Source organism: Nocardioides sp. Kera G14, assembly GCF_020715565.1.
Taxonomy (GTDB): Bacteria; Actinomycetota; Actinomycetes; order Propionibacteriales; family Nocardioidaceae; genus Nocardioides.
This window is the reverse complement of record NZ_CP085839.1, coordinates 472,691-498,655: the sequence shown is the minus strand read 5'-3', so window position 1 is coordinate 498,655 and position 25,965 is coordinate 472,691. Positions and strand designations below refer to the sequence as shown.

Below are 25,965 nucleotides of genomic sequence, written 5' to 3'. Positions count from 1 at the left end.
AGCGACCCACCCCTGCGTCCTAATGGATCGGGCTCAACGCGACGAAATGCTCCTCGACTTCCTCGCCACCATCGCCGTGCACGAGACGGCTCAGAACTTGGAAAAGGTTCGGCCCTGGCGTGCAACTTAAGACCAGCGGCACTTCGCCGGGGTCGTACTCCTCATCAGCCAACGTCAGCCTCCCATCGATCAGACGGACTACCGATTCCGTGTAGGAATCCCAGCCCTCTCGCTGCGTTGCGGGCAGCGGTTGCTCGCGAGACTCAACGGACACGCGGACATCTTCCCAGGCGGCGTGCGTTGTGATCGCGACGGCCCCTTCGATGGGCAAGATCCGGACTTCATCACCTCCGACGAAGTCGAAGACGTCGTCGAACGAAATGCTCGAATTGAAAAGCACGTAAAAACCGTCGCATGAATTAATGTGCCGGGACTGAGGATGACCCACGGCACTGACCCGCTCTAGCTCGGCGTTACTGTGCCCTCCTTCGATTGCACCTTGATCGATGGGTCCAATGGGCGAGATATCGATCAGGTATTGGTCGAAGAACTCTTCGCCATCCGTATCACCGCCACGCTCAGCCACCGAAGCCTTCCACGTCGCGGCTGGCTCCATTCGGACCTGCACCTGGAAAAGGCCAGGACCAACGAGAAGCGGCCTTCGCCGTCCGGCCGGTCGACCATTCCCATTGGATAAGTAGATCGGCCCGTCGAATTCAGTCTCGACGACCGCGAAGTGAGACCATCCCATCGAGTCTGCCGGTCGCAGGAAGGGAAAGTATTCCGCAAGAACCTCCACCCGTTCCGATGCTCCGACCCACACCGCGAGGGAATTACCGAGCCGTTCAACCCCAAATCCCCGGGTATTCACTGAAGGCGTGGCCACTCCGGGTGTGAACCTGAAACCGTCGGGGGCAAGAAAGAAGGCGCCGACGCTCGTCTTGATGGACAACTTGGACGATCCTCGAATTGATTGAATCACTTGGGGGCGGTGAATGGAAGGGAAGCGGTGGCAGTCGATGGTCGATGAGAGATCTTATGAACGGATACGTACTGCCTCACCATCGCCTAGCCAAGATCAAACCGGCTTACTCGTCTCCAACGCAATGTCAATCACCGTGTGAGGGTCGCTCCAGAGAACACGATACGCTTCATTGATCTTTTCGGGAGTAAGGTCCACGGTTCGCCCACTTATACTTCGAATAGATTTGTCGTCTGCATTCCGGCACCGGTGCCTTTGAGCTTCGTAGGCAAAGCTACGTGAGCGTCGCAGAACGTGTCGGAAGGGCAGCTGAACGTTCGCGCCTAAGGGTCGATCTCATTGGCCCCGCTCGAGCTGGCCCAGAACGTCCAGTGGACGGCTGTGGAACTGCTGGTCGCAACGAGGACGGGCAAGTTTTACTGGGGCCCATCTGGAGCCTCGTGCCGGAATCGAACCGACGTCAACGGGTTACAAAGCCGCCGCACGACCACTGTGCTAACGAGGCATGCGCCCGGAGGCGCCCACGCATCCTATTGAATGTCCGCATGGACCTCCTAAGCGAGCCACACCACGACGGATCACCGCTCTACTGCTCGACGCAGGCGCCGGAGCTGGGCGAGCTGGTCACGGTGCGGTTGCGGGTCGCGGAGGGGGACCCGGCGACGCGGGTGTGGGTCCGGACGACGTACGACGCCGAGCCGATCTACCGCGAGGCGGAGCGGGCCGACAGCCCGACCGGCAGAGACTCGTGGTGGGAGGCGACGGTGGAGTGCCACTCCCCGATGACGCACTATCGCTGGCTCCTTGCAGCCGACGATGAGAGCCAGAGGTGGCTGACCGCAGCCGGCATCGCGGAGCACGAACCCAGCGACACCTTCGACTTCAAGCTGTCGACCCACAAGCCGGCGCCGGAGTGGACCAAGGACGCGATCGTCTACCAGGTCTTCCCCGACCGCTTCGCCCGCAGCGCCGCGGCGGACGAACGCCCGACCCCCCACTGGGCGAAGCCGCAGGAGTGGGACGAGCTGCCGTCGTACGAGGGGACGGATGACCGCACGTGGCTCGGCCTCTACGGCGGCGACCTCGACGGGATCATCGAGCACCTCGACCACCTCGCCGATCTGGGAGTGAACGTCCTCTACACGACTCCGGTCTTCCCGGCGGAGTCCAACCATCGCTACAACGCCAGCACGTTCGACCAGATCGATCCGCTCCTGGGAGGTGACGAGGCCTATCAGCGACTGGCCGAGGCGCTCGAGGAGCGTGGCATGCACCTCATCGGCGACCTCACCGCCAACCACACCGGCGACACCCACGAGTGGTTCAAGGAGGCAAGGGCCGGTGATGCTGCCGCCTCTGCGAAGCGGCACTGGTACTACTTCCACGGCGAGGGCCCGGACGCGCCCTACGAGACCTGGATGGGCTATCCGACGCTGCCCAAGCTCAACCACACCAGCGCCGAGATGCGCGCCGCCATGATCGAAGGCCCCGACTCGACGGTCGCGCGATGGCTGAAGGCCCCTTATTTCCTTGATGGTTGGCGCATCGACGTCGCGAACATGAGCGGACGCCTCGGCGCGATCGACGTCAACCACATGGTCGCCCGCATCATCCGGCGCACGATCGAGGAGGAGAACCCCAACGGCTGGCTGATCGGCGAGCACAACCACGATGCCAGCACGGACATCGACGGTGACGGCTGGCACGGGACGATGAACTACTCGGGATTCTCGTGGCCGATCTGGTCGTGGCTCCGCGCCGAGACGACCGACGCGCGGCCGTTCGGCCGGCCCGTCGCCGTACAGCGCAGGGACGGGCACGCCACCGTCCAGGCGCTCAAGGAGTGGCGCGCCCGCTACGGCTGGCGCGCGGCGCTGCAGAGCTGGAGCATCCTCAGCTCCCACGACTCCGCCCGCATCCGCACCCTCGTCCGCGACCCGAAGCTCCATCGGGTCGCGGCCGGCCTGCTCTTCACCCTGCCGGGCGTCCCGATGATCTTCGCCGGCGACGAGATCGGCCTCGAGGGCGTCAACGGGGAGGACGGCCGCCGCACGATGCCCTGGTCGCGTCGCGACCAGTGGGACACCGAGACCCTCGACTTCTACAAGGAGACGGCGAAGTTGCGTCATCAGCACGTCGCCCTGCGCGAGGGATCGCTGCGCTGGGCGTACGTCGACGACGACTCGATCAGCTTCCTGCGCGAGCACCCCGACGAGACCCTGAGGATCACCGCCGACCGGGCCGCCGGGACCTTCACCGTCGACGCCGTGTGAAGGTCAGGAGGACGGTGTTGTCAAGGTCAGCGGCACCCACGGGTCGGTGACGTACGCGCCGTTGGTCTCCAGCCGCACGGCCTGGACCCCGATGGGGACACCGTCGTGATAGGTCACGAGCGAGACGCCGGCCTCGCGGCGCGGCTTCGAGCCGAGCGCGAAGGCATAGGCTGCACCACCGGTCGTGCCGGTGGTGAACGACCACCCGGTCTTCCCGTTGGAGCCGGTGACGGCGTCGGGGCCGACGAAGAGGTGGACGTGGCCGGCGAGCACGAGGTCGACGCACCCCCGCTCGAGTGAGGCACGCCCCGCGTTCGCGTCGTGGACCAACAGGGTCGTCACCCGATGTCCGTCCGCATCGGAGTCACACGCGGCATCGGCCAGCTTCTCGCCGATCTCGGAGACGGTGAGGCCCTTCTGGTCGCGCCAGTCCCCCAGCCCCGAGGAGCGCGGATCGGCGACACCCAGCAGCGTCGAGCCGCCGGGCCCTTCGACGACCGAGCCGTCGAGGACCTTCCATCCGTCGTCCTTCATCGTGCGCCCGACGAACGACCCGTGGTCGTGGTTGCCCGGGATCTGCCAGCGCGGCCAGTCCTTGAAGGCAGCCGTCACGGAGTCCAGCGAGAACTCCTCCCACGACGAACCGGTCGAGGTGTCGTCCCCGAGGTCGAAGACCGACGTCGCACCGCCCTTCTCCCCGATCGCCCGGGCCACGGCGTCCATCCCGATGTTGTCGTGCCGGTCGGTCACGACCAGGACCACCGTGTCGCCGTCGGCGGGCTGGTGCAGGATCAATCCGTCCGCTCGCTCGGCGGCGTCGTCGTAGAACTTCTTGCTCGTGGAGTAGGAGGAGATCATCGACTCGATCAACCGTCGCGCCTCGTTGCCGGAGACATCACCGCGGATCGAGATGTTGTCGAACTCCTTCGGGACCGCCACGCCGTCGAGGTACTCCGGCAGCGGTATCCATCTCGCGGCCGCGGGCTCGGCCGTGCCGACCCACGGCTGCCATGCGGCGAGCGCGAGCGCCAGCCCGACGAGGACGGCGGCCACTCCACGCACGGTCGGGATCCGCTCCCAGATCAGCTGACGTCGACGGTGCGGGCCCAGCAGCCGCCACACCAGCAGGGGCAGTGCACCCAGCACCGCGGCGCGCAGCGCAGCATCGAGGATCATGCTGCGCAACACCCCGGCGAGCTTCTCCCGCTCGCCGTCGGCCGCGCTGGCCAGATAGGCGTAGCGGTCGACGAGCTCCTCCATGCTGGAGGTCGTCGTCTTCCCCAGCGTCACCTCGACGGCGATCGGCGCACCCGACGGGATCCGTACGTCGGGCAGGACCGGTCCGGTGTGGACCGTGACCTGGCCGGGGTGACGGAGGGACAGCGAGGGGGCGATCGTCGCCTCGTGGGAGAGGAACGTCGCCTGCCGCGTGCTGCTCGAGAGCACCACGAGGAAGGCGAGCACGGACAGGCCGAGCCACACGGCGACGTACGCCGCGGAGATCCGCACTGCTCGTGAGGTCATGTGCCCCTGAGGCGGCCTACGCCCGGCCCTGCGACACGGCGTAGAGGACGACGGAGGCGGCGACGGAGGCGTTGAGCGACTCCACCGAGTTGGCCATCGGGATGGACACGATCTGGTCGCAGGTCTCGCGGACGAGGCGGCCGATGCCGTTGCCCTCGGCGCCGACGACGATCACGAGCGGCTCGTTGGCATAGCCCTCGATGGCGGGCAGCTCGAAGTCGCCGTCCATGTCGAGGCCGATCACCATGCAGCCCTCGTCCTGGTAGGCCTTGAGCTGACGCGTCAGGTTGACCGTCTGGGCCACCGCGAGCCGGGCGGCGGCACCGGCCGCGGTCTTCCAGGCGGCGGCGGTCATGCCGGCCGCACGGCGGTCGGGGATGACGACGCCGTGCGCACCGAAGGCAGCAGCGGAGCGGATGATCGCACCGAGGTTGCGCGGGTCGGTGACGTGGTCGATCGCCACGATCAGCGGCGTCTCCTTCGCCTCCGTCGCGATGTCGATCAGGTCGTCGGCGTGCGCGTACTCGTACGCCGGCACACGCGCGGCCAGGCCCTGGTGGCCGTTGAAGCCGGTCATCCGGTCGAGCTCGGTCTTGGTGACCTCGAGCAGCGAGACGCCGAGCTCGGCGGCGAGCTGGAAGGCCTCGCGCAGACGGCCGTCACGCTCGGCACCCTCGGCGACGTAGACGCCGTTGACCGGCACGCCTTCACGCAGCGCCTCGACGACGGGGTTGCGACCGATGATCCACTCGGCGTCCGACGTGCTCCGCTTGCGGTTTCCGGGGCGCTTGGACGCAGCCTTCTCGGCGGCCTGCGCCTTCTTGTGCGCCTTGTGGTACGGCCGGTCCTCGGCCTTCGGGGTCGGTCCCTTGGCCTCGAGGCCACGACGGCGCACGCCGCCGGAGCCGACCTGGGCGCCCTTCTTGTTGGACTTCTGGATCGCGCCTCGGCGCGAGGAATTGCCAGGCATTAGGCGATCTCCCACTTAGGTCCGGACGGGGTGTCCGTGATGTCGATGCCGGCGGACTTGAGCTGGTCCCGGACGGCGTCGGCGGCCGCCCAGTCCTTGGCCTCACGCGCAGCTGCACGCTGCTCGAGCAGGCTCTGCACGAGTACGTCGACGGCGGCTGTCAGCCGCTCGCTGGACTCGTCCGGGCCGGCGGTGCCCCAGGCCTCGTCGGCCGGGTTGAGTCCGAGGACGTCGAGCATGAGCAGCACGGAGCCGGTCACGGCGACCAGTGCCTCGAGGTCGCCATCGACCGGGCGGCCGTCGGCGAGCAGCTTGTTGCCCTCGCGGACGGTGTCATAGAGGACAGCGACCGCCGCCGGCGTACCGAGGTCGTCATCCATGGCGGCGACGAACGCCTCGGGAAGCTCGGCGCCTAGTCCGGCGTCCTCCGGGCCGAGCGCCTCGAAGGCGCGGTCGAGGAAGCCCTCGATCCGGCGGAACCCGGACGCGGCCTCCTCCAGTGCGTCGAAGGAGAACTCCACGTGCGAGCGGTAGTGCGCCGCGAGGAGGTAGAAGCGCAGCTCGATCCCGCGGAAGTGCTCGAGCACCGCCGGGATGGTCAGGGAGTTGCCAAGCGACTTCGACATCTTCTCGCCGGCCGTGGTGATCCAGGCGTTGTGCATCCAGAAGCTGGCGAACGCGTGGCCGGCGGCCTTCGACTGCGCCACCTCGTTCTCGTGGTGCGGGAAGCGCAGGTCGAGGCCGCCGCCGTGGATGTCGAAGGCCTCACCGAGGTACTTGCCGGCCATCGCCGAGCACTCGATGTGCCAGCCGGGGCGGCCTGGGCCCCACGGGCTCGGCCAGCTCGCCGTCTCGGGCTCGGTCGACTTGCGACCCTTCCAGAGCGCGAAGTCGCGGGGGTCGCGCTTGCCCCGCGGGTCGGCGTCGGCCGCAGCCTCCATGTCCGCGACCGACTGGTGGGTCAGCTCGCCGTAGGAGTCCCACGAACGCACGTCGAAGTAGACGTCGCCCGAGCTGTCTGGCGCGGGATAGGCGTGCCCGCGCTCGATGAGCATCTCGATCATCGTGATCATCTCGGGGATGTGCCCCGTCGCCAGCGGCTCATAGGTCGGCGGCGCGACATTGAGCAGGTCGTAGGCCTGCGTGACCAGCCGCTGCACGTCGTACGCGAGGTTGTACCAGGGCCGGCCCTGCTCGGCGGACTTCGCCAGGATCTTGTCGTCGATGTCGGTGACGTTGCGGATGAACGTCACCGCGTACCCCGACCAGCGCAGCCACCGCTGCAGCACGTCGAAGTTCACGCCGGAACGCATGTGGCCCACGTGCGGCTCCGACTGCGGCGTCAGGCCGCAGACATAGAGGGACGCCTGACCGGGCACGAGGGGGACGAAGTCACGGACCTCGCCGGTCTGGGTGTCGTGGAGCCTGAGAGTCACCCTCAGAGTCTAGGGAAGGTGGTACGCCGGCAGGCATTCCTGACGCGCGGCGTCAGGCGACCTCGAAGGTGTGCTTGTCCCACCCCGTCGCACCGTCGGGCGCCGGGTCGGCCACCGCACCGGTCTGCACCTCGCCGTCCGCGCCGGTCGCCCGGACACGGGCGTTGTGCAGGCCGGACTCCAGCTCCATCGCCACTCGCCACTGGACCCAGGAGTCGATGGTCGGCTCGGTGGCGAGCTCGGCCGCCGTCCACGGCCCGCCGTCGACGCTCACCTCGACGGCCTTGATCCCGGTGTGCTGGTGCCACGCGGTGCCGGCGATCACGACGCGACCCTCGCCGTCCAGCTTGGCGGTGTCTCCGTAGCCGGGGGTGTCCACGCGCGAGCCGAGCTTGATCGGCCCCTTCGCGCTCCAGCCCAACGGCGTCCAATACCCCTCCGCCTTGTCGAAGCGGGTGACCTCGAGGTCCACGAGCCACTTGGTGGCGCTCACGTAGCCGTAGAGGCCGGGTACGACCATCCGCACCGGGAACCCGTGCTCGACGGGGAGGGGTGCGCCGTTCATGGCGACGGCGAGCATCGCGTTGCGGTCGTCGGTCAGCGCCTCGACGGGCGTCAGGCAGGTCCAGCCGTCGCTGCTCGTCTGCAGCACGCCGTCCGCGTCGGGATGGATGCCTGCCTCGGCCAGCAGCGGCGCGATCCGTACCCCGCTCCACCACGCGTTGCCGATCAGATCACCGCCGACCGTGTTGGAGACACAGCAGAGTGTGAGCCAGTCCTCGGTCAGCTCACGGGCCAGCAGCTCGTCGAGGCTGAGCTCCATCGGGTGGTCGACCATCCCGTGGATCCGGAGCCGCCAGGTCGCCGGGTCGACCGCGGGCGCCAGGAGGGCCGTGTCGATCCGGTAGAAGTCGGTCGTCGAGGTCAGCCACCCCGGCTGCCCGTCCACGCCGAGATCGGCGCCTGCGGGGACGGTCGGCTGCGTCACGCCGGGGAGCTGCAGGGCGGCACGGGCCTGCTCGACCTGTCGCCTCCCGCCGCCGGCGTACCGACTGCCCAGGGCGGCGATCGCACCCAGGGCGGCGACGACGCCGACCCGGACCAGGAACCCCCGCCGCGTTGCCCCTTCCCTCCCGCCGAATCCGGCGTTTCTTGCTGTCGAATCGGGGGGAAGGGCATCCAGCAGCGCGGGCAGGACGACGATCCACGTGACGAAGCCCGCGGCGATCGGCACCAGCCGCCACCCCGCGGTCCCGGGCTGCGCCACGACGGCGAGCGCTGCGACCACCGCCAGCACCGCCATGCCCGCCCACACCCACACCCGCGGAGCCCCCGCCGCCAGTACGCCGACCACGACCGTCACCACGATCACGACCCCCGTCACAAGGATCGGCTTGTCGGCATGGCCGACCGCCTTGATCGCGCGCTCGGTGAGGTGGCCGGGCGGATGCCGGATGATCCAGGTGCCGACCGCCTCGACCGGACCGTCCTTGGTGCTGAGGAGGCGGGCGAGGAGCTGCGCCACGGCGAGCCCGACCAGGGCGGTGAGTGCGCCCGCAAGGGCGCGCGGGGCTCGGGATCGCACAGGCCGATTCTGCTCCTCCCCCGGCTGCGACCGCCCGCCGAGATGTGACGAAGTGATGACAGGATGCTGCCCGTGAGCCAGCCCCTGCCCCGCATCGGACTCGGCACCGACGTCCACCGCCTCGTCCCCGGGGCGCCGCTGTGGCTCGCGGGCCTGGAGTGGCCCGACTCCGAGGTGGGCCTCGAGGGTCACTCCGACGCCGACGTCGCGGCCCACGCCTGCTGTGACGCCCTCCTCTCGGCAGCCGGCCTCGGCGACCTCGGCTCGAACTTCGGCACCGCCGAGCCCGAGTGGGCGGGCGCCTCCGGCGCGACGCTGCTCGCCGAGACCGCCCGCCGCGTGCGCGCCGCCGGCTTCGAGATCGGCAACGTCGCCGTCCAGGTCATCGGCAACCGCCCCAAGCTCGGCCCCCGCCACGCCGAAGCCGAAACTGCGTTGTCAGGGGCCCTCGGCGCCCCCGTCTCGGTCAGTGCCACGACCACCGACGGACTCGGCCTCACCGGCCGGGGCGAGGGGATCGCAGCCCTCGCGACTGCGCTGGTCTACCGCCGATAGGGGCGCTACCTGAGCAGGCGCTCCGCAGTCGCGACGTCCTCGGGGAAGGTGATCTTGAGGTTCAGCGACGAGGACGGCACCGCGGCGATGCGGAGATCCGTGTAGCGGGCGAGAACCGCTGCCGTGTCGGTGGCATCGAAGCGGTCAACCTCAGCGCGGGTGTAGGCGGCCAGCAGCTCCGCAGCCCGGAACGCCTGCGGAGTCTGCACTCCCACGACTCCGGCGTGAGGGGCCAACGACGCGCGGTCGACGAGCCCGACGACGGGGGCGACGGGGATCGCTCCGCCGACCTCGGCGGCCATCGCGATGGTCAGGTCGAAGAGCTCGGGACTAGCCAACGGGCGGGCAGCGTCGTGGATGGCGACGACGTCGATCTCACCGGACTCGATCTCGGGCCGCAGCGCCCGCAGCGCGTTCCACTCGGACGCATGACGAGTGGCCCCACCGGGAACCAACAGGACCTCGCCCGCACCGAGCACCGGCATCACAGCAGCCGAGACGGCCTGCTCCTCCCCCGCGGCGTGGACGAGCACCAGACGACGTACGTCCGAGGTCCGCAGCGCGGCGCGGAGGCTCATGCCAAGGACGGTGGTGTCGGCGAGCGGCAGCAGGACCTTGTTGACCTCGGCGCCCACCCGGGTACCCGCACCGGCGGCCAGGATGACGACGGCGGCGGGCATGCGGCAGAGAGTAGCGCCGCGCTCGGTCGGCGATCGTTTTCACGGCTGTAACAGGTTGTGACAGTGGCCTAACACACGCTCCCTACGTTCTGGATCACCAGAAGGAGGCAGCGATGGCGCTACCGCTCGGGTCGGTCGGGGCTTCACACAACCCGGGTCACCGGTCGTGAGTCCGCGCGCCGTCACGCGGACCGAGGACTGGCAGCCGGTCTGCAAGGTCGCCGACCTCGAGGTCGAACGCGGAGCCACCGCCCTCGTCCACGGCCAGGCCGTCGCGATCTTCCGCCTCGCGAGCCGTGCGGGCGACGAGGAGGACGAGGTCTATGCCCTCGGCAACCACGACCCGTTCGCCAAGGCGTCGGTGATCTCCAAGGGGATCGTCGGGCTTCGAGGCGACATCCCGTTCGTCGCCTCGCCGGCCCACCGCCACGCCTTCGACCTGCGCTCGGGCAAGTGTCTCGAGGACCCGCACTTCTCGGTTCCCGCCTACGCCGTCAAGGTGGTCGACGGCGTGGTCTTCATCGGGGCCCGCCTCTAACCGGCCGTCAGCGCTTCCAGCAGTCGTACGTCGTCAGGCGTGGCCACCCGACGCCCCTCGGGCGGAGCCTCGACGGTCTCCACCGTGAAGCCGGCGAAGGACAGGTGCCCGACGAGCTCGGCGAAATCCGTCGTCGGCAGCCCCTCGCCGATCGCCTCGACCACCTCGGGCGGCAGCACGAGCGGCGAGGTGACCTGCCAGAGCCCGTCGCGGTCGATGGTCTGGCCGACCATGCCCTCAGACAGGGACTTGACCGTGTCGGTCACGGGGCGCACCCCGACCACGACGCTTCCGCTCGACGCCGACTGCGCGGCAGCCGTCGCGATGAACCACGCCGGCGTCATCGGGCAGAGCACGTCGTGCAGCACGAGAGGTTCGTCCGCCTCGGACAGCGCCGCCCACGACGTGGCGAAGTCGACGAGCTGGACGCCCGCATCACCCAGCGCCCAGGCCGCACACGCGATCAGCGACTCCCCGTGGATCAGGGAAAATGGGAGCGACCCCCGGTCCGTCTCGATGACGGCGCCGAGGGTCGGCTCAAGATCAGGCAGCTCCAACGTCAGGAAGCCAGGACCTCGTCGAGCATGGCCTCGGCCTTGTCCTCGTTGGTCTTCTCGCACAGGGCGAGCTCGGACACAAGGATCTGGCGAGCCTTGGCGAGCATCCGCTTCTCACCGGCGGAGAGGCCGCGGTCACGCTCACGGCGCCACAGGTCGCGGACGACCTCGGCCACCTTGTTGACGTCGCCGGAGTGGAGCTTCTCCAGGTTGGCCTTGTAACGGCGCGACCAGTTGGTCGGCTCCTCGACGTGCGCGGCACGCAGGATCTCGAACACCTTGTCGAGCCCATCGCGGTCGACGACGTCACGGACGCCGACCAGGTCGAGGTTGACGGCGGGCACGCGGACCACAAGGTCCTGCTGGGCGATGATCCTCAGGACGAGGTACTGCCGCTCCTCTCCCTTGATGGTGCGCATCTCGATGTCCTCGATGATCGCGGCGCCATGATTCGGATAGACAACGGTCTCGCCGACAGTGAAAGTCATAAGTCGTAGAACCCCTTCCTAGGAAGATCAGTCTACCACGGATTTCCATCGGTGAAATTCGCGTTTTCGCAGGTCAGAGGCCGAATGACCCGATTCCAAGGGGTTGACAGAACATACGTTCGTGTGGTGGAAAGGCCCTCAACATGGCCGTCATGACTCTTCCCACGTCCGCGATCCGATGGCTCGGCGGCACCACGCCGGCCCTGTTGGTGCGGGCGGCCCACCCCCGCCAGGCCCTCCTCACGACGATCGCGCTGACTGCCGCCGCCTCGCTCTCGGGCCGCGCGGGACGTGAGGTCGCGCTCGTCGCGGCGACCGTCCTGGTGGGCCAACTCGTGCTGGGGTGGAACAACGACCTCGTCGACGCCTCCGCCGACCACGACCACCAGCGGATCAAGCCGATCGTCGACGGCCTGCCCGCTTCCACGCTCTCCTTCGCACTCACCTGCGCCGTGCTCCTGCTCATCCCGCTCTCGGTGAACAACGGCCTGATGGCGGGTGCCTGCTACCTCGTCTCGGTCGCGGTCGGCGCTCTCGGCACGCTCCGCAACCGGCTGGTGCGGCAAGGTCCGCTGAGCTGGCTTCCGTGGGCGATCTCGTTCGGCCTCTACCCCGCCTTCCTGTCGTACGGCGGCTGGGGCGGCCGAGCGACCGGCGACGCGCCGTCGATCACCCTCACCGTGCTCTGCGCACTGCTCGGTGTCGGCGTCCATGTCTTCACTGCCCTGTGGGGCCTCGTGGCCGACGACGCGGACGGCTGGCACTACCTGCCGCTCTGGCTCGCCCGGCGTACGGGTGCCACACCCCTGCTCCTCGGAAGCATCGTCTACCTCGGTGTCGTCGGTGCCGCGATCGCGGTCGTCGCCGAACAGTCCGGCCTCGCTGCGTAGAAGTCAGCCGGTCCCGCTAGCATGTCGGCCGTGATGAACGTTCGCCGCAAGCTCGCTCTGACCGTTGCTGCTGCCGCTGTCACCGTCCCGGTGCTCAGCTCCTGCTCGGCGGGCGGTTTCGACTACGCGACCGACCGCCCCAACGTGATCGCCAACGGCGGCTACCACATCTCCGGCGCGGTCCACGTCCTCGCGGCCCGGATCATCACTCCGGCGCCCGGTCAGGGCACCTTCGTCGCGACCATCAGCACCGACGCCGACTCCGAGGCGGTCAAGCTGACGACGATCAGTGGCGACGGCATCTCCCCCGCCTTCTTCAACGACATCGAGGTCGGCACGGCCAGCGCCGTGAACATGTACACCGACGGCGGCATCCCGGTCACCGGCGACGACGTCCAGGCCGGCAAGATCGTCCCCGTCACCCTCGGCTTCGACAACGGCGACAAGATCACCGTCAACGCGGTCGTGGTGACTCAATGCAACGAGTACGCCGACCCGGCCGTGAAGATCAGGGCAGGCGCCGCCGACGAGGCCGAGGCCTACAGCTGCGACTACCCGACCGTCCCCGCCCTCGGCGAGTGACGCGGGCATCGCGGTGAGCTCTCGCCTGATCCTGCTCCGCCACGGCGAGAGCGAGTGGAACGCGCTCAACCTCTCCACCGGCTGGGTCGACGTGGCCCTCTCGGAGAAGGGCCGTGCCGAGGCTGTCACCGGCGGCCAGCTGCTCAAGGACCGGGGCATGCTGCCCGACGTCGTCCACACCTCGCTGCTGCGCCGCGCGATCAACACCGCTGCGATCGCGCTCGACGTCGCCGACCGCCACTGGATCCCGGTCAAGCGTGACTGGCGCCTCAATGAGCGCCACTACGGCGCACTGCAGGGCAAGAACAAGTCCGAGACGCTGCAGAAGTTCGGCGAGGAGCAGTTCAACCTCTGGCGTCGCTCGTACGACGTCCCCCCGCCGCCCCTCGACGCCGACTCCGAGTTCTCCCAGGTCGGCGATGTCCGCTATGCCGGCATCGAGGTCCCCACGACCGAGTGCCTCAAGGACGTCGTCGCCCGGATCGTCCCGTACTTCACCGACGAGGTCGTGCCTGACCTCACCGCCGGGAAGACCGTGCTCATCACCGCCCACGGCAACAGCCTCCGCGCGCTCGTGAAGCACCTCGACGGCATCTCCGACACCGACATCGCTGCCCTGAACATCCCCACCGCCCAGCCGCTCGTCTACGAGCTCGACGACGACTTCAAGCCCGTCGTGATCGGAGGCGAGTACCTCGACGCCGAGGCTGCCGCCGCGGCTGCAGCCGCCGTCGCGAACCAGGGCAAGGCCTGACGGCAGCCTGGCGGTGCGTCGGCGGCGTTGCACGCCGCTCGCCGGCCGCTGCGCTCTAAGGCCGCCTTCGCGGCGGCGCCTTGCCGCCGCACGCGCCATCTGCCGTCAGGCGATCGCTCGCGGCCGTCGCCTCGCGACCCAGACGCCTGCCAGCGCGACGACCCCGCCGACATACGCCAAGGGTGCAGGAGCCTCGCCGAGGAGCACTGCGGCGAGGGCGATGGAGATGACGGGGACGACGTACGTCGAGATCCCGAGCTGCGAGGCAGAGAGGTGCTGCAGCGCATAGCCGTACGTCGTGAAGGCGACAGCTGTCGGGCAGACACCGAGGTAGACCAGCCAAAGGATCGACGCGGCGGGCGCCTCACTGAGGTCGTGGACGAGTTGGCCGGCCCACGGCAGCGTGGCGATCGCACCGATCCCGCAGGCCATCCAGATGAGCTGCAGGGCGGGGATCCGGCCGGCGAGCGGCTTCTGCAGGACGAGCGAGATGGAGTACGCCGCCACCGAGACGAGACAGAGCAGGACTCCGAGGACCGGCCCGTCGGCGTCGGCTCCGCCGCCCGAGGAGAGCGCGATGATGGCGACACCGAGGAAGGCCAGGGCGAGACCGATCGCGATCCAGCGGGTGAAGCGCTCATCGAGGAAGATCGCCGCCAGGACCGCGATGACGACCGGCGAGAGCTGCAGGACGAGCGAGGCCGTCCCGGCGTCGACGTGGTGCTCGCCGGTGTTGAGCGCGACCATGTAGACGGCGTACCAGAGCAGGCCGATGGCGATGATCCGCCACCACTGGTTGGGCGTCGGTGCCACGAGCCGCACCCGTGACCGGAGGCGCGACCACACGACGATGACCGTCAGGCAGACCGCGCCGACCACGAGCCGGCCGAGTGCCATCGCCCCCGGTCCGAAGTCATCCGCCAGGTGCCGGATCGCGACGAACGCGGAGGCCCAGAAGACCAGCGTGATCGAGACCGCGAGGACGGGCTTCCAGGGCGCAGGTGTCACGCGGTGACACTAGTGAGCGGCGCCGGGCGCGCCGCAACCGGTTAAACGGTCACGCTTCGGCGTAGGCGGGGTTCTGGCCGGTCACGACGAACACGATCCGGTTGGCCACGGAGACGGCGTGGTCGGCGATGCGCTCGTAGTAGCGGCCGAGGAGGGCGACATCGACGGCGGCCTCGACACCGTGCGACCAGTCGTCACCCAGCATGTCAGCGAAGGTGTTGCGCCGCAGGCGGTCCATCTCCTCGTCGTCGACCGCGAGGGAGCCGGCGTCGCTGACGTCGCGGCTGCGGATGATCTCGGCGGTGCGGTGGACCATCGCCTCGGCGACCTCGGCCATCTTCGAGATGGTCGCGTGGGGACCTTCGGGGACGGCGACGTTCGGCACCCGGAGGCGGGCGATCTTGGCGACGTGGACCGAGAGGTCCCCCATCCGCTCGAGGTCACTGACCATGCGCAGGGCGGCGACGATGACACGGAGATCACCGGCGACCGGGGACTGCTGGGCGAGCAGCTCGAAGCAGCGCTCCTCGACGGCCTCGCGGGCGTGGTCGATCGCGGCGTCTCCGGTGATGACCTGCTGGGCGAGGTTCTCGTCGGCGCCGAGGAGGGACTGGGTGGCGAAGCCGACGGCCACCTCGACCTGGTCACAGATGTCGGCAAGGTCGGAGAAGACCGCCTCGAGTTCGTCGTGGAACGCTTCACGCATGCGGCCAACGTTACGCAGGAGCGCGTGACCACCCGGGGTCGAAGGATGAACGGGCGGTGAACGTTCCTGGATTCGGGCTCAGAATGGCAAAGCGCGGGTGAACCACGGACTTACGCTGGGGTCGTGAACCCGACGACGCAGGCGTTTGTCGCCGCGATCCTCGGGGCAGTCGTCGCCGGAGCCGCCGTGCTCGCCTGGCACATCAGCGATCGCCAGCAGCGTCGGCTCCCGGTGACCGAGGCACCGGTCGTCCCGCCCGAGGTCGCCACGGTCCTCTCCGTGCTGCGCTCCTCGGCCGTCGTGCTCGACGATGACGATGTTGTGGTCAAGGCCAGCGCGCCGACGTACGCGCTCGGCCTGGTCCGCGGCACGACACTCCTCTCCGACGAGCTCTCCTCCCTCGTCCACCAGGTCCGCCGCGACGGGCAGATCCGCGAGACCGAGCTCGTCCTCTCGCGCGTGGGCGCGCCCGCACGTCACGTGGTCGCGCGCGTGGCGCCGCTCGGCACGCGCCTGGTGCTCGCCCTGCTCGAGGACCGCACCCGCGAGCGCCGGATCGAGGCCGTACGCCGCGACTTCGTCGCCAACGTCTCGCACGAGCTCAAGACGCCGGTCGGCGCGATCCGCGTGCTGGCAGATGCCGTCAGCGACGCCGCCGACGACCCGGTCGCGGTGAAGCGCTTCTCGGAGCGGATGCTCATCGAGTCCGACCGCCTCACCGAGCTGGTGCAGCAGATCATCGAGCTCTCCCGCCTCCAGGGCGACGAGCCGCTCGAGGCGCCGATCGAGGTCGACGTCGACGCGGTGATCGCCAACGCGGTCGACGTCGTCGGCGTCGACGCGCAGCGCAAGCACATCACCATCGTCACCGGCGGCAAGAAGGACCTCGGCGTCGTCGGCAACGAGGAGCAGGTGATGACGGCGGTGACCAACCTCGTCGCCAACGCGGTCAACTACTCCGAGCCGGGCTCGTCGGTCTCGATCACAACGAAGGCCACCAACGGGAACGTCGCGATCTCCGTGGTCGACCAAGGGATCGGCATCCCGTCCGACGAGCTCGATCGCATCTTCGAGCGTTTCTACCGGGTCGACCCCGCCCGCCACCGCTCCACCGGCGGCACCGGCCTGGGCCTGTCGATCGTCAAGCATGTCGCCGCCACCCATGGCGGCGAGGTGAAGGTCTGGTCAGTCGAGGGACAGGGCTCGACCTTCACACTCACCCTTCCGCAATATGTCGCGGCGGACCATGCCGCACCCCATCAGGAGGTAAGCCCGTGACCCGGGTTCTTGTCGTCGAGGACGAAGAGTCCTACTCCGAAGCCCTGTCCTACATGCTCCGCAAGGAGGGCTTCGAGGTCGCGATCGCCGAGAACGGCGACGACGCGCTCAAGGAGTTCGACCGAAACGGCGCCGACATCGTGCTGCTCGACCTCATGCTTCCGGGCATCCCCGGCACCGAGGTCTGCCGTCAGATCCGCCAGACGTCCGCCGTGCCCGTCATCATGGTCTCGGCCAAGGACGACGAGGTCGACAAGGTCGTGGGCCTCGAGCTCGGCGCCGACGACTACGTCACCAAGCCCTACTCCCCGCGTGAGCTCGTCGCCCGCATCCGCGCCGTCCTGCGTCGCGGCACCGAGCCCGACCTTGCTCCGCAGACCCTCGAGGCCGGCCCGGTCCGGATGGACGTCGAGCGTCACGTCGTCACCGTCAACGGCGGTGAGCAGCGGCTGCCGCTCAAGGAGTTCGAACTCCTGGAGATGTTCCTGCGCAACCCCGGTCGTGTCCTCACCCGTGGTCAGCTCATCGACCGCGTCTGGGGCTCGGACTACGTCGGCGACACCAAGACGCTCGACGTCCACGTGAAGCGCCTCCGCGCCAAGCTGGAGCCCGACCCTTCGGAGCCGAAGTACCTCGTCACCGTGCGCGGCCTCGGCTACAAGCTCGACCTCTGACAGGCACCAGCGGAGCGTCGGATCCCGTCAGGGCTTCAAGTGTTCGAAGGCGGCGAGATTGGCGGTGGACTCTCCTCGGGAGAGCCTCCACTCCCACTCCTTGCGGATCGAGCTGGCGAAGCCCAGCTCGAGGATCGGGTTGAACGACTCGTCGGCGTACGTCAGGACCGAGCCGAGCAGGCGGTCGAGCTCGTCGGGCGTGACGAGCGCGAGCGGGAGCCGGGCGTCGAGGTAGATGTCGCCGTCCTTGTCGAGCGCGAAGGCGACGGCGTACAGGCGGAGGTTCTTCTCCAGGAGCCAGCGGTAGACGCCCTCGAAGTTCTCGTCGGGCTTGCGGCAGACGAAGGCGTGCACGCCGAGTGCGTGGGTGCCGAGGTCGAGGCGCACCGGCGTCTGGAGCTTCCGCTCACCGGGCAGGGCGAAGGAGAAGCTGACCTGGCCGGTCTCGCCATCCTCGGTCGATCCGGTCTCGGTGAACTCGACCTCGTTGTCACCCAGCCACGTCCGTACGACGTCGAGCTGCTCGTCGCGCGTCATGAGGCTCCTTCGCGGACCAGCGAACCGGCCTTCAGGTAGAGGTCGAGGGTGTGGGCGGCGGTGGCCTCCCAGGAGAAGTCACGGGCGTGTGCGACCGCGCCTGCGCTGAGCCGCGCGTGCAGCCCGGGGTCGAGGAGGACCCGGATGAGGGCGTCGGCCCAGCGGGCGGGGTCATGGCCGTCGACCAGGAGTCCGGACTCACCGTGCCGAACCGCAGTGGTCAGCCCGCCGACCGCAGCCGCGACGACCGGCGTGCCGCAGGCCTGCGCCTCGATCGCGACCAGGCCGAAGGACTCGTTGTACGAGGGCACGGCGACGACGTCGGCGGTGGAGTACCAGGTGGCGAGCTCCTGCTGGTCCACCGGCGGGATGAACCGCACCACGTCGCTGACGCCGAGCTGGGCGGCGAGGGCCGCGAGCGACTCGGGCCGATCCAGTCCGCTGCCGGACGGCCCGCCGATGATGGGGACAAGGAGCGTGGACCGCAGCGAGGGGACCCGCTCCAGCATCACGGCCACGGCGCGGAGGAGTACGTCGGGCGCCTTGAGCGGCTGGATCCGGCCGGCGAACATCACGATGTGGGCCGCGGCCGGCAGCCCGAAGAGGGCCCGCGCCCGGCCCTTGCCCTCCGGCATGAAGCGGTCGAGGTCGACGCCGGGATGCACGACCGCGACGCGGGCGGGATCGGCGTCGTAGAGCTCGATCAGCTGGGAGGCCTCGAGGTCCGTGTTGGCGATGAGCAGGTCGGCCGCCTCGACCACCTGCTCCTCCCCGATCAGCCGCGCGGCCGGCTCGGGGGTGTCGTCCTCGGCCATCCAGAGGTTCTTGACCTTGGCCATCGTGTGCATCGAGTGGACGAGCGGGACCCCCCAACGATCCCGGCACAGGGCTCCGACCTGGCCGGAGAGCCAGTAGTGGGAGTGGACGGCGTCGTACCAGCCGGGCTCGTGGGTCGTCTCGACGCGGAGCACCTCGCGGGCGAAGGTGCAGAGCTGGCCGGGCAGCTCCGCCTTCGAGAGCCCCTCGAAGGGTCCGGCCGCCACATGGTGCACGGTGATTGCGGCGCCGGTCGTGTCGACGCCGTGTGAGGCGGGCTGCGTGGAGGAGGTCGCCCGGGTGAAGATGTCGACCTCGACGCCCTGCGCGGCGAGGCGCCGCGAGAGCTCCAGTACGTAGACGTTCATGCCGCCGGCGTCGCCCGTTCCGGGCTGGTCGAGCGGCGAGGTGTGGAGGCTGATCATCGCCACCCGGCGTACGGCCTCCGCACTCACGCGGTCCAGAATAGGCACCATGACGAAGACAGCGGTGGTCACTGGGGCGTCCTCGGGTATCGGCGCGGAGACGGCGCGCCAGCTCGTCGCCGCCGGATATCACGTCTTCCTCGCCGCCCGTCGACTCGACCGGATCGAGGCCCTGGCCGCCGAGCTGGGCGAGGGTGCGGCCACGCCGATCACCACCGACGTCACCGACACCGCCTCCGTTGCGGCGCTGGCGGAGGCGGTCGGCCCGCGGCTCGACGTACTCGTGAACAACGCCGGTGGCGCCTTCGGCACCACTCCTGTCGCCGAGGGTGACCCCGAGGAGTGGCGGGCGATGTTCGACGTCAACGTGATCGGCACGCTGGCGGTCACGCGCGCCCTGCTGCCCGCCCTCGTCGCGAGCGGCGCCGGCGCCATCGTCAATGTCGGCTCGATCGCGGGCCGGATCGCCTACGAGGGCGGAGGCGGCTACAACGCCGCGAAGTTCGGGGTGAAGGCGCTCACCAACGCGCTGCGCCTCGAGATCGTGGACCAGCCCGTGCGGGTGATGGAGATCGCCCCCGGGATGGTGAAGACCGAGGAGTTCTCGCTCGTGCGGATGGCGGGCGACGCGGAGGCGGCGGAGAAGGTGTACGCCGGCGTGCCCGAGCCCCTGGTCGCCGCCGACATCGCCGACGCGATCGTCTGGATGGTCACGCGGCCCGCCCACGTCAACATCGACGAGCTCGTGATCAAGCCCCGGGTGCAGGCGGCTCCGCACAAGGTCCACCGGATCTAGGGCGCTTTCGCGGATTCTTTGCGAGCGCGACCCCGGTGGAAGACTTTGCCGTGTGCAGACGATCGGACTCATCGGCGGACTGAGCTGGGAATCCAGCGCCGTCTACTACGAAGGTCTCAACAAGGGTGTCCAGGCCCAGCTCGGTGGCCTCCACTCCGCGAAGGTCGTGCTGGTGTCGGTGGATCTCGCCGAGCTGACCGACCTGCAGCAGCAGGGCGACTGGGACACCGTCGCGCAGATCCTGGGTGACGCCGCGAAGGGCGCTGAGGCCGCGGGTGCGGACTTCCTGCTGCTCGCCGCCACCACCTTCCACCGCGTCTACGACCAGATCGCCGCCGCCGTGTCGATCCCCGTCGTGCACCTCGCCGACCTGATGGCCGAGCGGATCAAGGCTGCCGGCTTCTCGACGGTCGGGTTCATGGGCACTGCGTTCACGCTGACCGACCACTTCTTCGCCGAGCGGATCGGGTCCCACGGCATCAACGTCAACATGCCGGACGAGCTGCACACGGACACGCTGGACTCGATCGTCTACGACGAGCTCATCTTCCGCACGATCAACCCCAGCTCCCGCAAGCGCGTCATCGGCATCGTCGACGAGCTGACCGACGCCGGCGCCGAGGCGATCGTCTTCGCCGCCAGCGAGCTCTCGCTGCTCGTCCGCCCGCAGGACGTCGAGATCCCCGTTCTCGACGTCATCACCGTGCATGTCGAGGACGCGGTCAGCCGCGCCCTCGCCTGATCTCTGCTTAAGAAACCGAAGGAAGTCATGAAGGCCAACCTCCGCAACGTCGCCATCGTTGCCCACGTCGACCACGGCAAGACCACGCTGGTCGACGCGATGCTCAAGCAGGGCGGTGCGTTCAGCGCCCACGCGATGGAGTCGGGCGTCGACGACCGCGTCATGGACTCCGGTGACCTCGAGCGCGAGAAGGGCATCACGATCCTCGCGAAGAACACCGCCATCTTCTACAACGGCGAGCACGCCCCCGAGGGCGGCATGACGATCAACATCATCGACACCCCCGGCCACGCCGACTTCGGCGGCGAGGTCGAGCGCGGCCTGTCGATGGTCGACGGCATCGTCCTCCTCGTCGACGCCTCCGAGGGCCCGCTCCCCCAGACCCGCTTCGTGCTGCGCAAGGCGCTCAACGCCGACATGCCCGTCGCCCTGGTCATCAACAAGGTCGACCGGCCTGACGCCCGCATCGACGAGGTCATCGACGAGGTCTACGAGCTCTTCATGGACCTGCTCGACGACTCGCACTCCGAGAACGCGATCGACTTCCCGATCATCTACGCCTCGGGCAAGAATGGCATCGCCTCGACGGTGAAGCCCGCGAACGGCACCCTCCCCGAGGGCGACAACCTCGAGCCGCTCTTCAAGACGATCCTCGACACCATCCCGGCTCCGGAGTACGACGAGGGCGCGCCGCTCCAGGCCCACGTCACCAACCTCGACGCCTCCCCGTTCCTCGGTCGGCTCGCGCTGGTCCGCATCCACCAGGGCTACCTGAAGAAGGGCCAGCAGGTCGCGTGGATGACCCGCGGCGGTGACGTCAAGAACGTCAAGATCACCGAGCTGCTCATCACCAAGGGCCTCGAGCGCGAGCCCGGCGAGATCGCAGGCCCCGGTGACATCGTCGCCGTCGCCGGCATCGCGGAGATCATGATCGGCGAGACGCTCGCGGACCCGGAGAACCCCATCGCGCTGCCGCTCATCCACGTCGACGAGCCCGCGATCTCCATGACCATCGGTACCAACACCTCGCCGCTCGTCGGCAAGGTCAAGGGCTCGAAGGTCACGGCCCGCATGGTCAAGGACCGCCTCGACCAGGAGCTCATCGGCAACGTGTCGCTGCGCGTCCTCCCGACCGAGCGTCCCGACGCCTGGGAGGTCCAGGGTCGTGGGGAGCTGGCTCTCGCGATCCTCGTCGAGCAGATGCGTCGCGAGGGCTTCGAGCTCACCGTCGGCAAGCCCCAGGTCGTCACCAAGGAGGTCGACGGCAAGGTGCACGAGCCGGTCGAGCGCCTCACGGTCGACGCCCCCGAGGAGTACCTCGGCGCGATCACCGAGCTCCTCGCCACCCGCAAGGGCCGCATGGAGGGCATGACCAACCACGGCACCGGCTGGGTCCGGATGGAGTTCGTCGTCCCGGCCCGTGGCCTGATCGGCTTCCGTACCGACTTCCTCACCGAGACCCGCGGCACCGGCATGTCGTCCTCGATCTCCGAGGGTTTCATCCCGTGGGCCGGCGAGATCCGCGCCCGCAACAACGGCTCGCTCGTGGCCGACCGCGCCGGTGCGGCCACCGCGCACGCCATGACCTCGCTGCAGGAGCGCGGCACGATCTTCGTGAAGCCGGGCACGGAGGTCTACGAGGGCATGATCGTCGGCGAGAACTCCCGCTCCGACGACATGGACGTCAACATCACGCGTGAGAAGCAGCAGACCAACATCCGCTCCGCCACGTCGGACAACTTCGAGAAGCTCACCCCGCCGAAGGAGCTCTCCCTCGAGCAGTGCCTCGAGTTCTGTCGCGACGACGAGTGTGTCGAGGTCACGCCCGACATGGTCCGGATCCGCAAGGTCGTCCTCGACGCCAACGAGCGCGCCAAGACGGCCTCGCGGTTGCGCAAGGCGAACAAGTAGTCCCTGCAGTCAGAAGCTGCCGTCACGCATGGCCCCGCCCCTAGGGTGGGGCCATGCGTGTTTCTGAGCTCGGGACGGTGGCCTTCCTCGGCGGCACGGGTGCCTTCGGTACGTCGTTGGGCTGGCGCTTCGCGAAGGCCGGCGTTCCTGTCATCCTCGGAAGTCGCTCGCAGGAGCGAGCTGACGCGGCGGCCGACGCAGTCAACGCGAAGAGTGGTGGTCGAGTCACCGGCATGCTCAACGCCGAGGCCGCCGCAGCGGCGGACATCACGGTCATCGCCGTGCCCTGGAGCGCGCACGCTGAAGTCCTCAAGCCGCTGCACGACGCCCTGCGCGGCAAGCTCGTCGTCGACGCGGTCAACCCGATCGGCTTCGACCATCGCGGCGCCTACCCGCTGCACGGCTGGGAGGGCAGCGCGGCGCAGCAGGCAGCCGCCCTGTTGTCGGAGTCGACCGTCACGAGCGCCTTCCACACCGTCGCCGCCGACCTCCTCGCCCAGGACGGCCCACTCGACTCGGACGTGCTCGTGATGGGTGATGACGAATCCGCCGTCGCCACGGTCTGCGCGCTCGCTGAACTGGTGGACGGCGTACGTGGTGTGCCGGCGGGACAACTGCGCAACAGCCAGGCAGTGGAGGCGCTGGTCGCGAACATCATCGCGGTCAACCGTGCTCACGGCATCCATGCCGGTCTCCGGCTGACCGGCCTCCCCGAGAACTAGAACCTGTTCTATTTCTGGCGTGGTCGGTAGGTTGGCGATGTGACCCTCAAGATCGGCTACAAGGCCTCCGCAGAGCAGTTCGGTCCCCGTGACCTCCTCGACTTCGGCGTCCTCGCGGAGGAGGTGGGCCTCGACTCCGTCTGGGTCAGTGACCACTTCCAGCCGTGGCGCCACATCGGCGGCCATGCGCCCGCCGCGCTGCCATGGCTCGGTGCCCTCGCCGAACGCACCTCGCGTGTCCTCCTGGGGACCTCGGTGCTTACCCCGACCTTCCGCCACAACCCGGCGATGGTCGCCCAGGCCTTCGCCACGCTCGCGCAGCTGGCGCCGGGCCGGATCGCCCTCGGCGTCGGCTCCGGCGAGGCGCTCAACGAGGTCGCGGTGCTCGGCGAGTTCGAGTGGCCCGAGTTCAAGGAGCGTTACGCGCGCCTGCGCGAGGCCGTCCGCCTGATCAAGCAGCTCTGGGCCGAGGAGCGGGTCAACTTCGACGGTGAGTACTACAAGACCGTCGACGCCACCGTCTACGACCGGCCCGACCAGCCGATCCCGATCTACATCGCCGCCGGCGGCCCGCAGGTCGCCAAGTACGCCGGCCGTGCGGGCGACGGCTTCATCTGCACGTCGGGCAAGGGCATGGAGCTCTACACCGAGAAGCTCCTCCCCGCCCTCGCCGAGGGCCGGGAGCTGTCGGGACGCACCGGCGACGCCGACCGGATGATCGAGATCAAGCTCTCGTACGCCCATACCCGCGAGGAGGCACTGGAGAACTGCCGCTTCTGGGCTCCGCTCTCCCTCACCGCCGAGCAGAAGCACTCGCTCCAGGACCCCTCGGCCATGGCCGAGGCCGCCGACGCGCTCCCGATCGAGCAGGTCGCCAAGCGCTGGATCGTCGCCACGAACGTCGACGAGGTGCTCGCCGAGGTGAAGCCGTACGTCGACGCCGGTCTCAACCACCTGGTCTTCCACGCCCCGGGCATGGATCAGGCGGAGTTCCTCCGCGAGTTCGGCGCTGAGGTCCTCCCGGCGCTCCGCGAGCTCTGACAGGCGGGGCTCGCAAAGCACCGGCGCGGACGTGCCTCCGGACGAGGGGATTGTCGACATCGTCGTGGCGACCTGGCGCGGGCTCCGCGATGCCGTCGCCGATCCTGGTGTCGACGTCGACCCAGCGCGGGCGAAGATCGCCTTCAATCGACTCTGGACCCGTCTGGTCCTCGACTCACATCCCGAGTCCGACGTCGTGAGCCGCACCACCGATGGAAGCGACCATGGCGACGCGGCCTGAGGCTAGTCGTACGGCTGGTCCTTGCCCGCCACCGTCAAACCATCGATCACGACGAAGCCGTGCTTCTCGTCCTCCTCCGGGTCGAAGCCGACCCGGCCGCCGGGCGGGATGACGACGTTCTTGTCGAGGATCGCGTTCTGTACGACGGCGCCGTCACCGATCTTCACGTCGTTGAGCAGCACCGAGCCGGTCACCGAGGCGCCCTCGGACACGAAGACGCCGGGTGACAGCACCGAGCGCTCGACCGAGCCGCCTGTGACGACCACGCCGGGCGAGAGGAGCACCTCGTCGACGCGGGAGTGCACCACCTTCGCCGGTGGGAACGGCCCGTGCGACGTGTAGATCGGCCAGTCGTAGTTGTAGAGGTTGAAGACCGGCAGCGGCGAGACGACGTCCATGTGCGCGTCGTAATAGGACCGCATCGTCCCCACGTCGCGCCAGTAGCCACGATCGCGCTCGGTGGCGCCGGGGACGACGTTGTCCTTGTAGTCGTAGACCGCCGCCTCGCCCCGATCGACGAAACCGGGGACGATGTCCCCGCCCATGTCGTGCTTCGACGAGGGGTCGGCGGCATCGCGTGTCACCGCCTCCACGAGCGCGTCGGTGTCGAAGATGTAGTTGCCCATCGACGCCAGCACCTCGTCCGGCGCGTCCGGCAGGCCGACCGGATCGGCCGGCTTCTCGAGGAACTCGCGGATGCAGCGCGGGTCCTCCTTCTGCACGTCGATCACGCCGAACTGGTTGGCCAGGGAGATCGGCTGGCGGATCGCGGCGACCGAGCAGGGAGCGCCGAGCTCGATGTGCTGCTCGACCATCTGCGCGAAGTCCATCCGGTAGACGTGGTCGGCGCCGACGACGATCACGAGGTCGGGCCGCTCGTCACCGACGAGGTTGAGCGACTGGTAGATCGCGTCGGCCGAGCCGAGGTACCAGTTCTTGCCGACACGCTGCTGGGCCGGGACGGAGGCGACGTACTGGCCGAGCATGGTCGAGAGACGCCATGTCTGCGTGACGTGGCGGTCGAGCGAGTGCGACTTGTACTGGGTCAGCACGACGACCTGCAGACAGCCGCTGTTGACCACGTTGGAGAGCGCGAAGTCGATGAGGCGGTAGATGCCGGCGTACGGCACGGCGGGCTTCGCGCGGTCCGCCGTGAGCGGCATCAGGCGTTTGCCCTCGCCCCCGGCGAGGACGATGGCGAGGACCTTCTTGCGCAGAGGCACGACCATGTCTGTCACATTACCCACGGGCTAC

At 68.9% G+C, this 25,965-nt stretch carries 27 protein-coding genes and 1 tRNA gene; 14 read left to right on the top strand and 14 right to left on the bottom strand.

Annotated elements, in window-relative coordinates:
• Nucleotides 1–19: 19 nt before the first annotated feature.
• The gene (locus tag LH076_RS02535) at nucleotides 20–952 is read right to left on the bottom strand and encodes a hypothetical protein (RefSeq protein WP_227782435.1); all 933 of its coding nucleotides are present in this window, start codon (nucleotides 950–952) and stop codon (nucleotides 20–22) included.
• A gap of 461 nt (nucleotides 953–1,413) precedes the next feature.
• A tRNA-Thr gene (locus LH076_RS02530) sits at nucleotides 1,414–1,487 on the bottom strand.
• A 40-nt stretch (nucleotides 1,488–1,527) separates the two neighbouring features.
• Between LH076_RS02530 and LH076_RS02525 the strand changes: the two genes are divergently transcribed.
• A complete protein-coding gene (locus LH076_RS02525) occupies nucleotides 1,528–3,255 on the top strand; it encodes a glycoside hydrolase family 13 protein (protein WP_227782434.1) in 1,728 nt (575 codons plus the stop codon).
• A gap of 3 nt (nucleotides 3,256–3,258) precedes the next feature.
• On the opposite strand, the gene LH076_RS02520 is transcribed toward LH076_RS02525, so the two are convergent.
• From LH076_RS02520 to LH076_RS02505, 4 genes are read right to left on the bottom strand one after another with little or no spacing between them, the layout of a single operon-like run.
• Nucleotides 3,259–4,779 carry a metallophosphoesterase gene (locus tag LH076_RS02520; protein ID WP_227782433.1) on the bottom strand — a complete coding sequence of 507 codons (1,521 nt, stop codon included), beginning with the start codon at nucleotides 4,777–4,779 and terminating at the stop codon, nucleotides 3,259–3,261.
• Nucleotides 4,780–4,795: 16 nt separating this feature from the next.
• A complete protein-coding gene (gene rlmB / locus LH076_RS02515) occupies nucleotides 4,796–5,749 on the bottom strand; it encodes a 23S rRNA (guanosine(2251)-2'-O)-methyltransferase RlmB (protein WP_227782432.1) in 954 nt (317 codons plus the stop codon).
• Nucleotides 5,749–7,185, bottom strand: coding sequence for a cysteine--tRNA ligase (gene cysS / locus LH076_RS02510; protein WP_227782431.1), 1,437 nt, complete (start codon nucleotides 7,183–7,185; stop codon nucleotides 5,749–5,751). The genes rlmB and cysS overlap by 1 nt, the downstream gene beginning before the upstream one ends.
• A 52-nt stretch (nucleotides 7,186–7,237) precedes the next feature.
• Nucleotides 7,238–8,770: a molybdopterin-dependent oxidoreductase gene (locus tag LH076_RS02505; protein ID WP_227782430.1), complete on the bottom strand. Its 1,533-nt coding sequence runs from the start codon at nucleotides 8,768–8,770 to the stop codon at nucleotides 7,238–7,240.
• Between the two features lie 72 nt (nucleotides 8,771–8,842).
• Here LH076_RS02505 and ispF point away from each other — a divergent pair, with 72 nt between their 5' ends.
• Nucleotides 8,843–9,325 (top strand): 2-C-methyl-D-erythritol 2,4-cyclodiphosphate synthase, encoded by a 483-nt coding sequence (gene ispF, locus LH076_RS02500; RefSeq protein ID WP_227782429.1) that lies wholly within the window; start codon nucleotides 8,843–8,845, stop codon nucleotides 9,323–9,325.
• 5 nt (nucleotides 9,326–9,330) lie between these two features.
• On the opposite strand, the gene LH076_RS02495 is transcribed toward ispF, so the two are convergent.
• Nucleotides 9,331–10,005 (bottom strand): IspD/TarI family cytidylyltransferase, encoded by a 675-nt coding sequence (locus tag LH076_RS02495; RefSeq protein ID WP_227782428.1) that lies wholly within the window; start codon nucleotides 10,003–10,005, stop codon nucleotides 9,331–9,333.
• Nucleotides 10,006–10,171: 166 nt separating this feature from the next.
• Between LH076_RS02495 and nirD the strand changes: the two genes are divergently transcribed.
• Complete coding sequence (gene nirD / locus LH076_RS02490; protein WP_227782427.1) at nucleotides 10,172–10,543, top strand: nitrite reductase small subunit NirD; 372 nt, start codon at nucleotides 10,172–10,174, stop codon at nucleotides 10,541–10,543.
• Here the strand turns inward: nirD and LH076_RS02485 are convergent.
• Together LH076_RS02485 and LH076_RS02480 are read right to left on the bottom strand one after the other, a co-directional pair.
• Complete coding sequence (locus LH076_RS02485) at nucleotides 10,540–11,100, bottom strand: 2-C-methyl-D-erythritol 4-phosphate cytidylyltransferase (protein ID WP_227782426.1); 561 nt, start codon at nucleotides 11,098–11,100, stop codon at nucleotides 10,540–10,542. The genes nirD and LH076_RS02485 overlap by 4 nt on opposite strands.
• A 2-nt stretch (nucleotides 11,101–11,102) precedes the next feature.
• Nucleotides 11,103–11,588, bottom strand: coding sequence for a CarD family transcriptional regulator (locus LH076_RS02480; protein WP_227782425.1), 486 nt, complete (start codon nucleotides 11,586–11,588; stop codon nucleotides 11,103–11,105).
• Between the two features lie 152 nt (nucleotides 11,589–11,740).
• On the opposite strand from LH076_RS02480, the gene LH076_RS02475 reads away from it, so the two are divergent.
• Genes LH076_RS02475 through LH076_RS02465 form a run of 3 tightly spaced genes read left to right on the top strand, consistent with a single transcriptional unit; the run spans nucleotide 11,741 to nucleotide 13,814 of the window.
• A complete protein-coding gene (locus tag LH076_RS02475) occupies nucleotides 11,741–12,478 on the top strand; it encodes a hypothetical protein (protein ID WP_227782424.1) in 738 nt (245 codons plus the stop codon).
• 30 nt (nucleotides 12,479–12,508) lie between these two features.
• Nucleotides 12,509–13,060 (top strand): hypothetical protein, encoded by a 552-nt coding sequence (locus tag LH076_RS02470; protein WP_227782423.1) that lies wholly within the window; start codon nucleotides 12,509–12,511, stop codon nucleotides 13,058–13,060.
• A 13-nt stretch (nucleotides 13,061–13,073) separates the two neighbouring features.
• Nucleotides 13,074–13,814: a phosphoglyceromutase gene (locus LH076_RS02465; protein ID WP_227782422.1), complete on the top strand. Its 741-nt coding sequence runs from the start codon at nucleotides 13,074–13,076 to the stop codon at nucleotides 13,812–13,814.
• 105 nt (nucleotides 13,815–13,919) lie between these two features.
• On the opposite strand, the gene LH076_RS02460 is transcribed toward LH076_RS02465, so the two are convergent.
• Complete coding sequence (locus LH076_RS02460) at nucleotides 13,920–14,822, bottom strand: DMT family transporter (protein ID WP_227782421.1); 903 nt, start codon at nucleotides 14,820–14,822, stop codon at nucleotides 13,920–13,922.
• Between the two features lie 49 nt (nucleotides 14,823–14,871).
• Nucleotides 14,872–15,528 carry a phosphate signaling complex protein PhoU gene (gene phoU / locus LH076_RS02455; RefSeq protein ID WP_227782420.1) on the bottom strand — a complete coding sequence of 219 codons (657 nt, stop codon included), beginning with the start codon at nucleotides 15,526–15,528 and terminating at the stop codon, nucleotides 14,872–14,874.
• A 123-nt stretch (nucleotides 15,529–15,651) separates the two neighbouring features.
• On the opposite strand from phoU, the gene LH076_RS02450 reads away from it, so the two are divergent.
• Together LH076_RS02450 and LH076_RS02445 are read left to right on the top strand one after the other, a co-directional pair.
• Nucleotides 15,652–16,806 carry a sensor histidine kinase gene (locus LH076_RS02450; RefSeq protein WP_227782419.1) on the top strand — a complete coding sequence of 385 codons (1,155 nt, stop codon included), beginning with the start codon at nucleotides 15,652–15,654 and terminating at the stop codon, nucleotides 16,804–16,806.
• A complete protein-coding gene (locus LH076_RS02445; RefSeq protein ID WP_227782418.1) occupies nucleotides 16,803–17,480 on the top strand; it encodes a response regulator transcription factor in 678 nt (225 codons plus the stop codon). Before LH076_RS02450 ends, LH076_RS02445 begins: the two co-directional genes overlap by 4 nt.
• Before the next feature lie 27 nt (nucleotides 17,481–17,507).
• Here the strand turns inward: LH076_RS02445 and LH076_RS02440 are convergent, their stop codons facing one another.
• Both LH076_RS02440 and mshA read right to left on the bottom strand, forming a co-directional pair.
• Nucleotides 17,508–18,017 (bottom strand): YbjN domain-containing protein, encoded by a 510-nt coding sequence (locus tag LH076_RS02440; RefSeq protein WP_227782417.1) that lies wholly within the window; start codon nucleotides 18,015–18,017, stop codon nucleotides 17,508–17,510.
• The gene (gene mshA / locus LH076_RS02435) at nucleotides 18,014–19,309 is read right to left on the bottom strand and encodes a D-inositol-3-phosphate glycosyltransferase (RefSeq protein ID WP_415753139.1); all 1,296 of its coding nucleotides are present in this window, start codon (nucleotides 19,307–19,309) and stop codon (nucleotides 18,014–18,016) included. The genes LH076_RS02440 and mshA overlap by 4 nt, the downstream gene beginning before the upstream one ends.
• Here mshA and LH076_RS02430 point away from each other — a divergent pair.
• From LH076_RS02430 to LH076_RS02405, 6 genes are read left to right on the top strand one after another with little or no spacing between them, the layout of a single operon-like run.
• Nucleotides 19,308–20,054, top strand: a complete 747-nt coding sequence (locus LH076_RS02430) for an SDR family NAD(P)-dependent oxidoreductase (protein ID WP_227782416.1) — start codon at nucleotides 19,308–19,310, stop codon at nucleotides 20,052–20,054. The genes mshA and LH076_RS02430 overlap by 2 nt on opposite strands.
• Before the next feature lie 52 nt (nucleotides 20,055–20,106).
• The gene (locus LH076_RS02425) at nucleotides 20,107–20,796 is read left to right on the top strand and encodes an aspartate/glutamate racemase family protein (protein WP_227782415.1); all 690 of its coding nucleotides are present in this window, start codon (nucleotides 20,107–20,109) and stop codon (nucleotides 20,794–20,796) included.
• A gap of 27 nt (nucleotides 20,797–20,823) precedes the next feature.
• On the top strand, nucleotides 20,824–22,707 hold the full coding sequence (typA, locus tag LH076_RS02420; RefSeq protein ID WP_227782414.1) for a translational GTPase TypA: 1,884 nt from the start codon (nucleotides 20,824–20,826) through the stop codon (nucleotides 22,705–22,707).
• A gap of 53 nt (nucleotides 22,708–22,760) precedes the next feature.
• Nucleotides 22,761–23,429 carry an NADPH-dependent F420 reductase gene (gene npdG / locus LH076_RS02415; protein ID WP_227782413.1) on the top strand — a complete coding sequence of 223 codons (669 nt, stop codon included), beginning with the start codon at nucleotides 22,761–22,763 and terminating at the stop codon, nucleotides 23,427–23,429.
• Nucleotides 23,430–23,468: 39 nt separating this feature from the next.
• Nucleotides 23,469–24,470, top strand: coding sequence for a glucose-6-phosphate dehydrogenase (coenzyme-F420) (gene fgd, locus LH076_RS02410; protein WP_227782412.1), 1,002 nt, complete (start codon nucleotides 23,469–23,471; stop codon nucleotides 24,468–24,470).
• Between the two features lie 31 nt (nucleotides 24,471–24,501).
• Entirely contained in the window at nucleotides 24,502–24,711 is a 210-nt protein-coding gene (locus LH076_RS02405) for a hypothetical protein (RefSeq protein WP_227782411.1), read from the top strand.
• A gap of 2 nt (nucleotides 24,712–24,713) precedes the next feature.
• Here LH076_RS02405 and glgC read toward each other — a convergent pair whose 3' ends face one another.
• Entirely contained in the window at nucleotides 24,714–25,940 is a 1,227-nt protein-coding gene (gene glgC / locus LH076_RS02400; protein WP_227782410.1) for a glucose-1-phosphate adenylyltransferase, read from the bottom strand.
• Nucleotides 25,941–25,965 lie beyond the last annotated feature (25 nt).

Coding starts and splice junctions, on each gene's coding strand:
- LH076_RS02440 (WP_227782417.1), bottom strand. CDS start 18,017: ATGACGCGCGACGAGCAGCTCGACGTCGTACGGACGTGGCTGGGTGAC.
- rlmB (WP_227782432.1), bottom strand. CDS start 5,749: ATGCCTGGCAATTCCTCGCGCCGAGGCGCGATCCAGAAGTCCAACAAG.
- phoU (WP_227782420.1), bottom strand. CDS start 15,528: ATGCGTGAAGCGTTCCACGACGAACTCGAGGCGGTCTTCTCCGACCTT.
- LH076_RS02430 (WP_227782416.1), top strand. CDS start 19,308: ATGACGAAGACAGCGGTGGTCACTGGGGCGTCCTCGGGTATCGGCGCG.
- LH076_RS02495 (WP_227782428.1), bottom strand. CDS start 10,005: ATGCCCGCCGCCGTCGTCATCCTGGCCGCCGGTGCGGGTACCCGGGTG.
- LH076_RS02525 (WP_227782434.1), top strand. CDS start 1,528: ATGGACCTCCTAAGCGAGCCACACCACGACGGATCACCGCTCTACTGC.
- mshA (WP_415753139.1), bottom strand. CDS start 19,309: ATGGTGCCTATTCTGGACCGCGTGAGTGCGGAGGCCGTACGCCGGGTG.
- LH076_RS02520 (WP_227782433.1), bottom strand. CDS start 4,779: ATGACCTCACGAGCAGTGCGGATCTCCGCGGCGTACGTCGCCGTGTGG.
- typA (WP_227782414.1), top strand. CDS start 20,824: ATGAAGGCCAACCTCCGCAACGTCGCCATCGTTGCCCACGTCGACCAC.
- LH076_RS02480 (WP_227782425.1), bottom strand. CDS start 11,588: ATGACTTTCACTGTCGGCGAGACCGTTGTCTATCCGAATCATGGCGCC.
- glgC (WP_227782410.1), bottom strand. CDS start 25,940: ATGGTCGTGCCTCTGCGCAAGAAGGTCCTCGCCATCGTCCTCGCCGGG.
- LH076_RS02475 (WP_227782424.1), top strand. CDS start 11,741: ATGACTCTTCCCACGTCCGCGATCCGATGGCTCGGCGGCACCACGCCG.
- npdG (WP_227782413.1), top strand. CDS start 22,761: ATGCGTGTTTCTGAGCTCGGGACGGTGGCCTTCCTCGGCGGCACGGGT.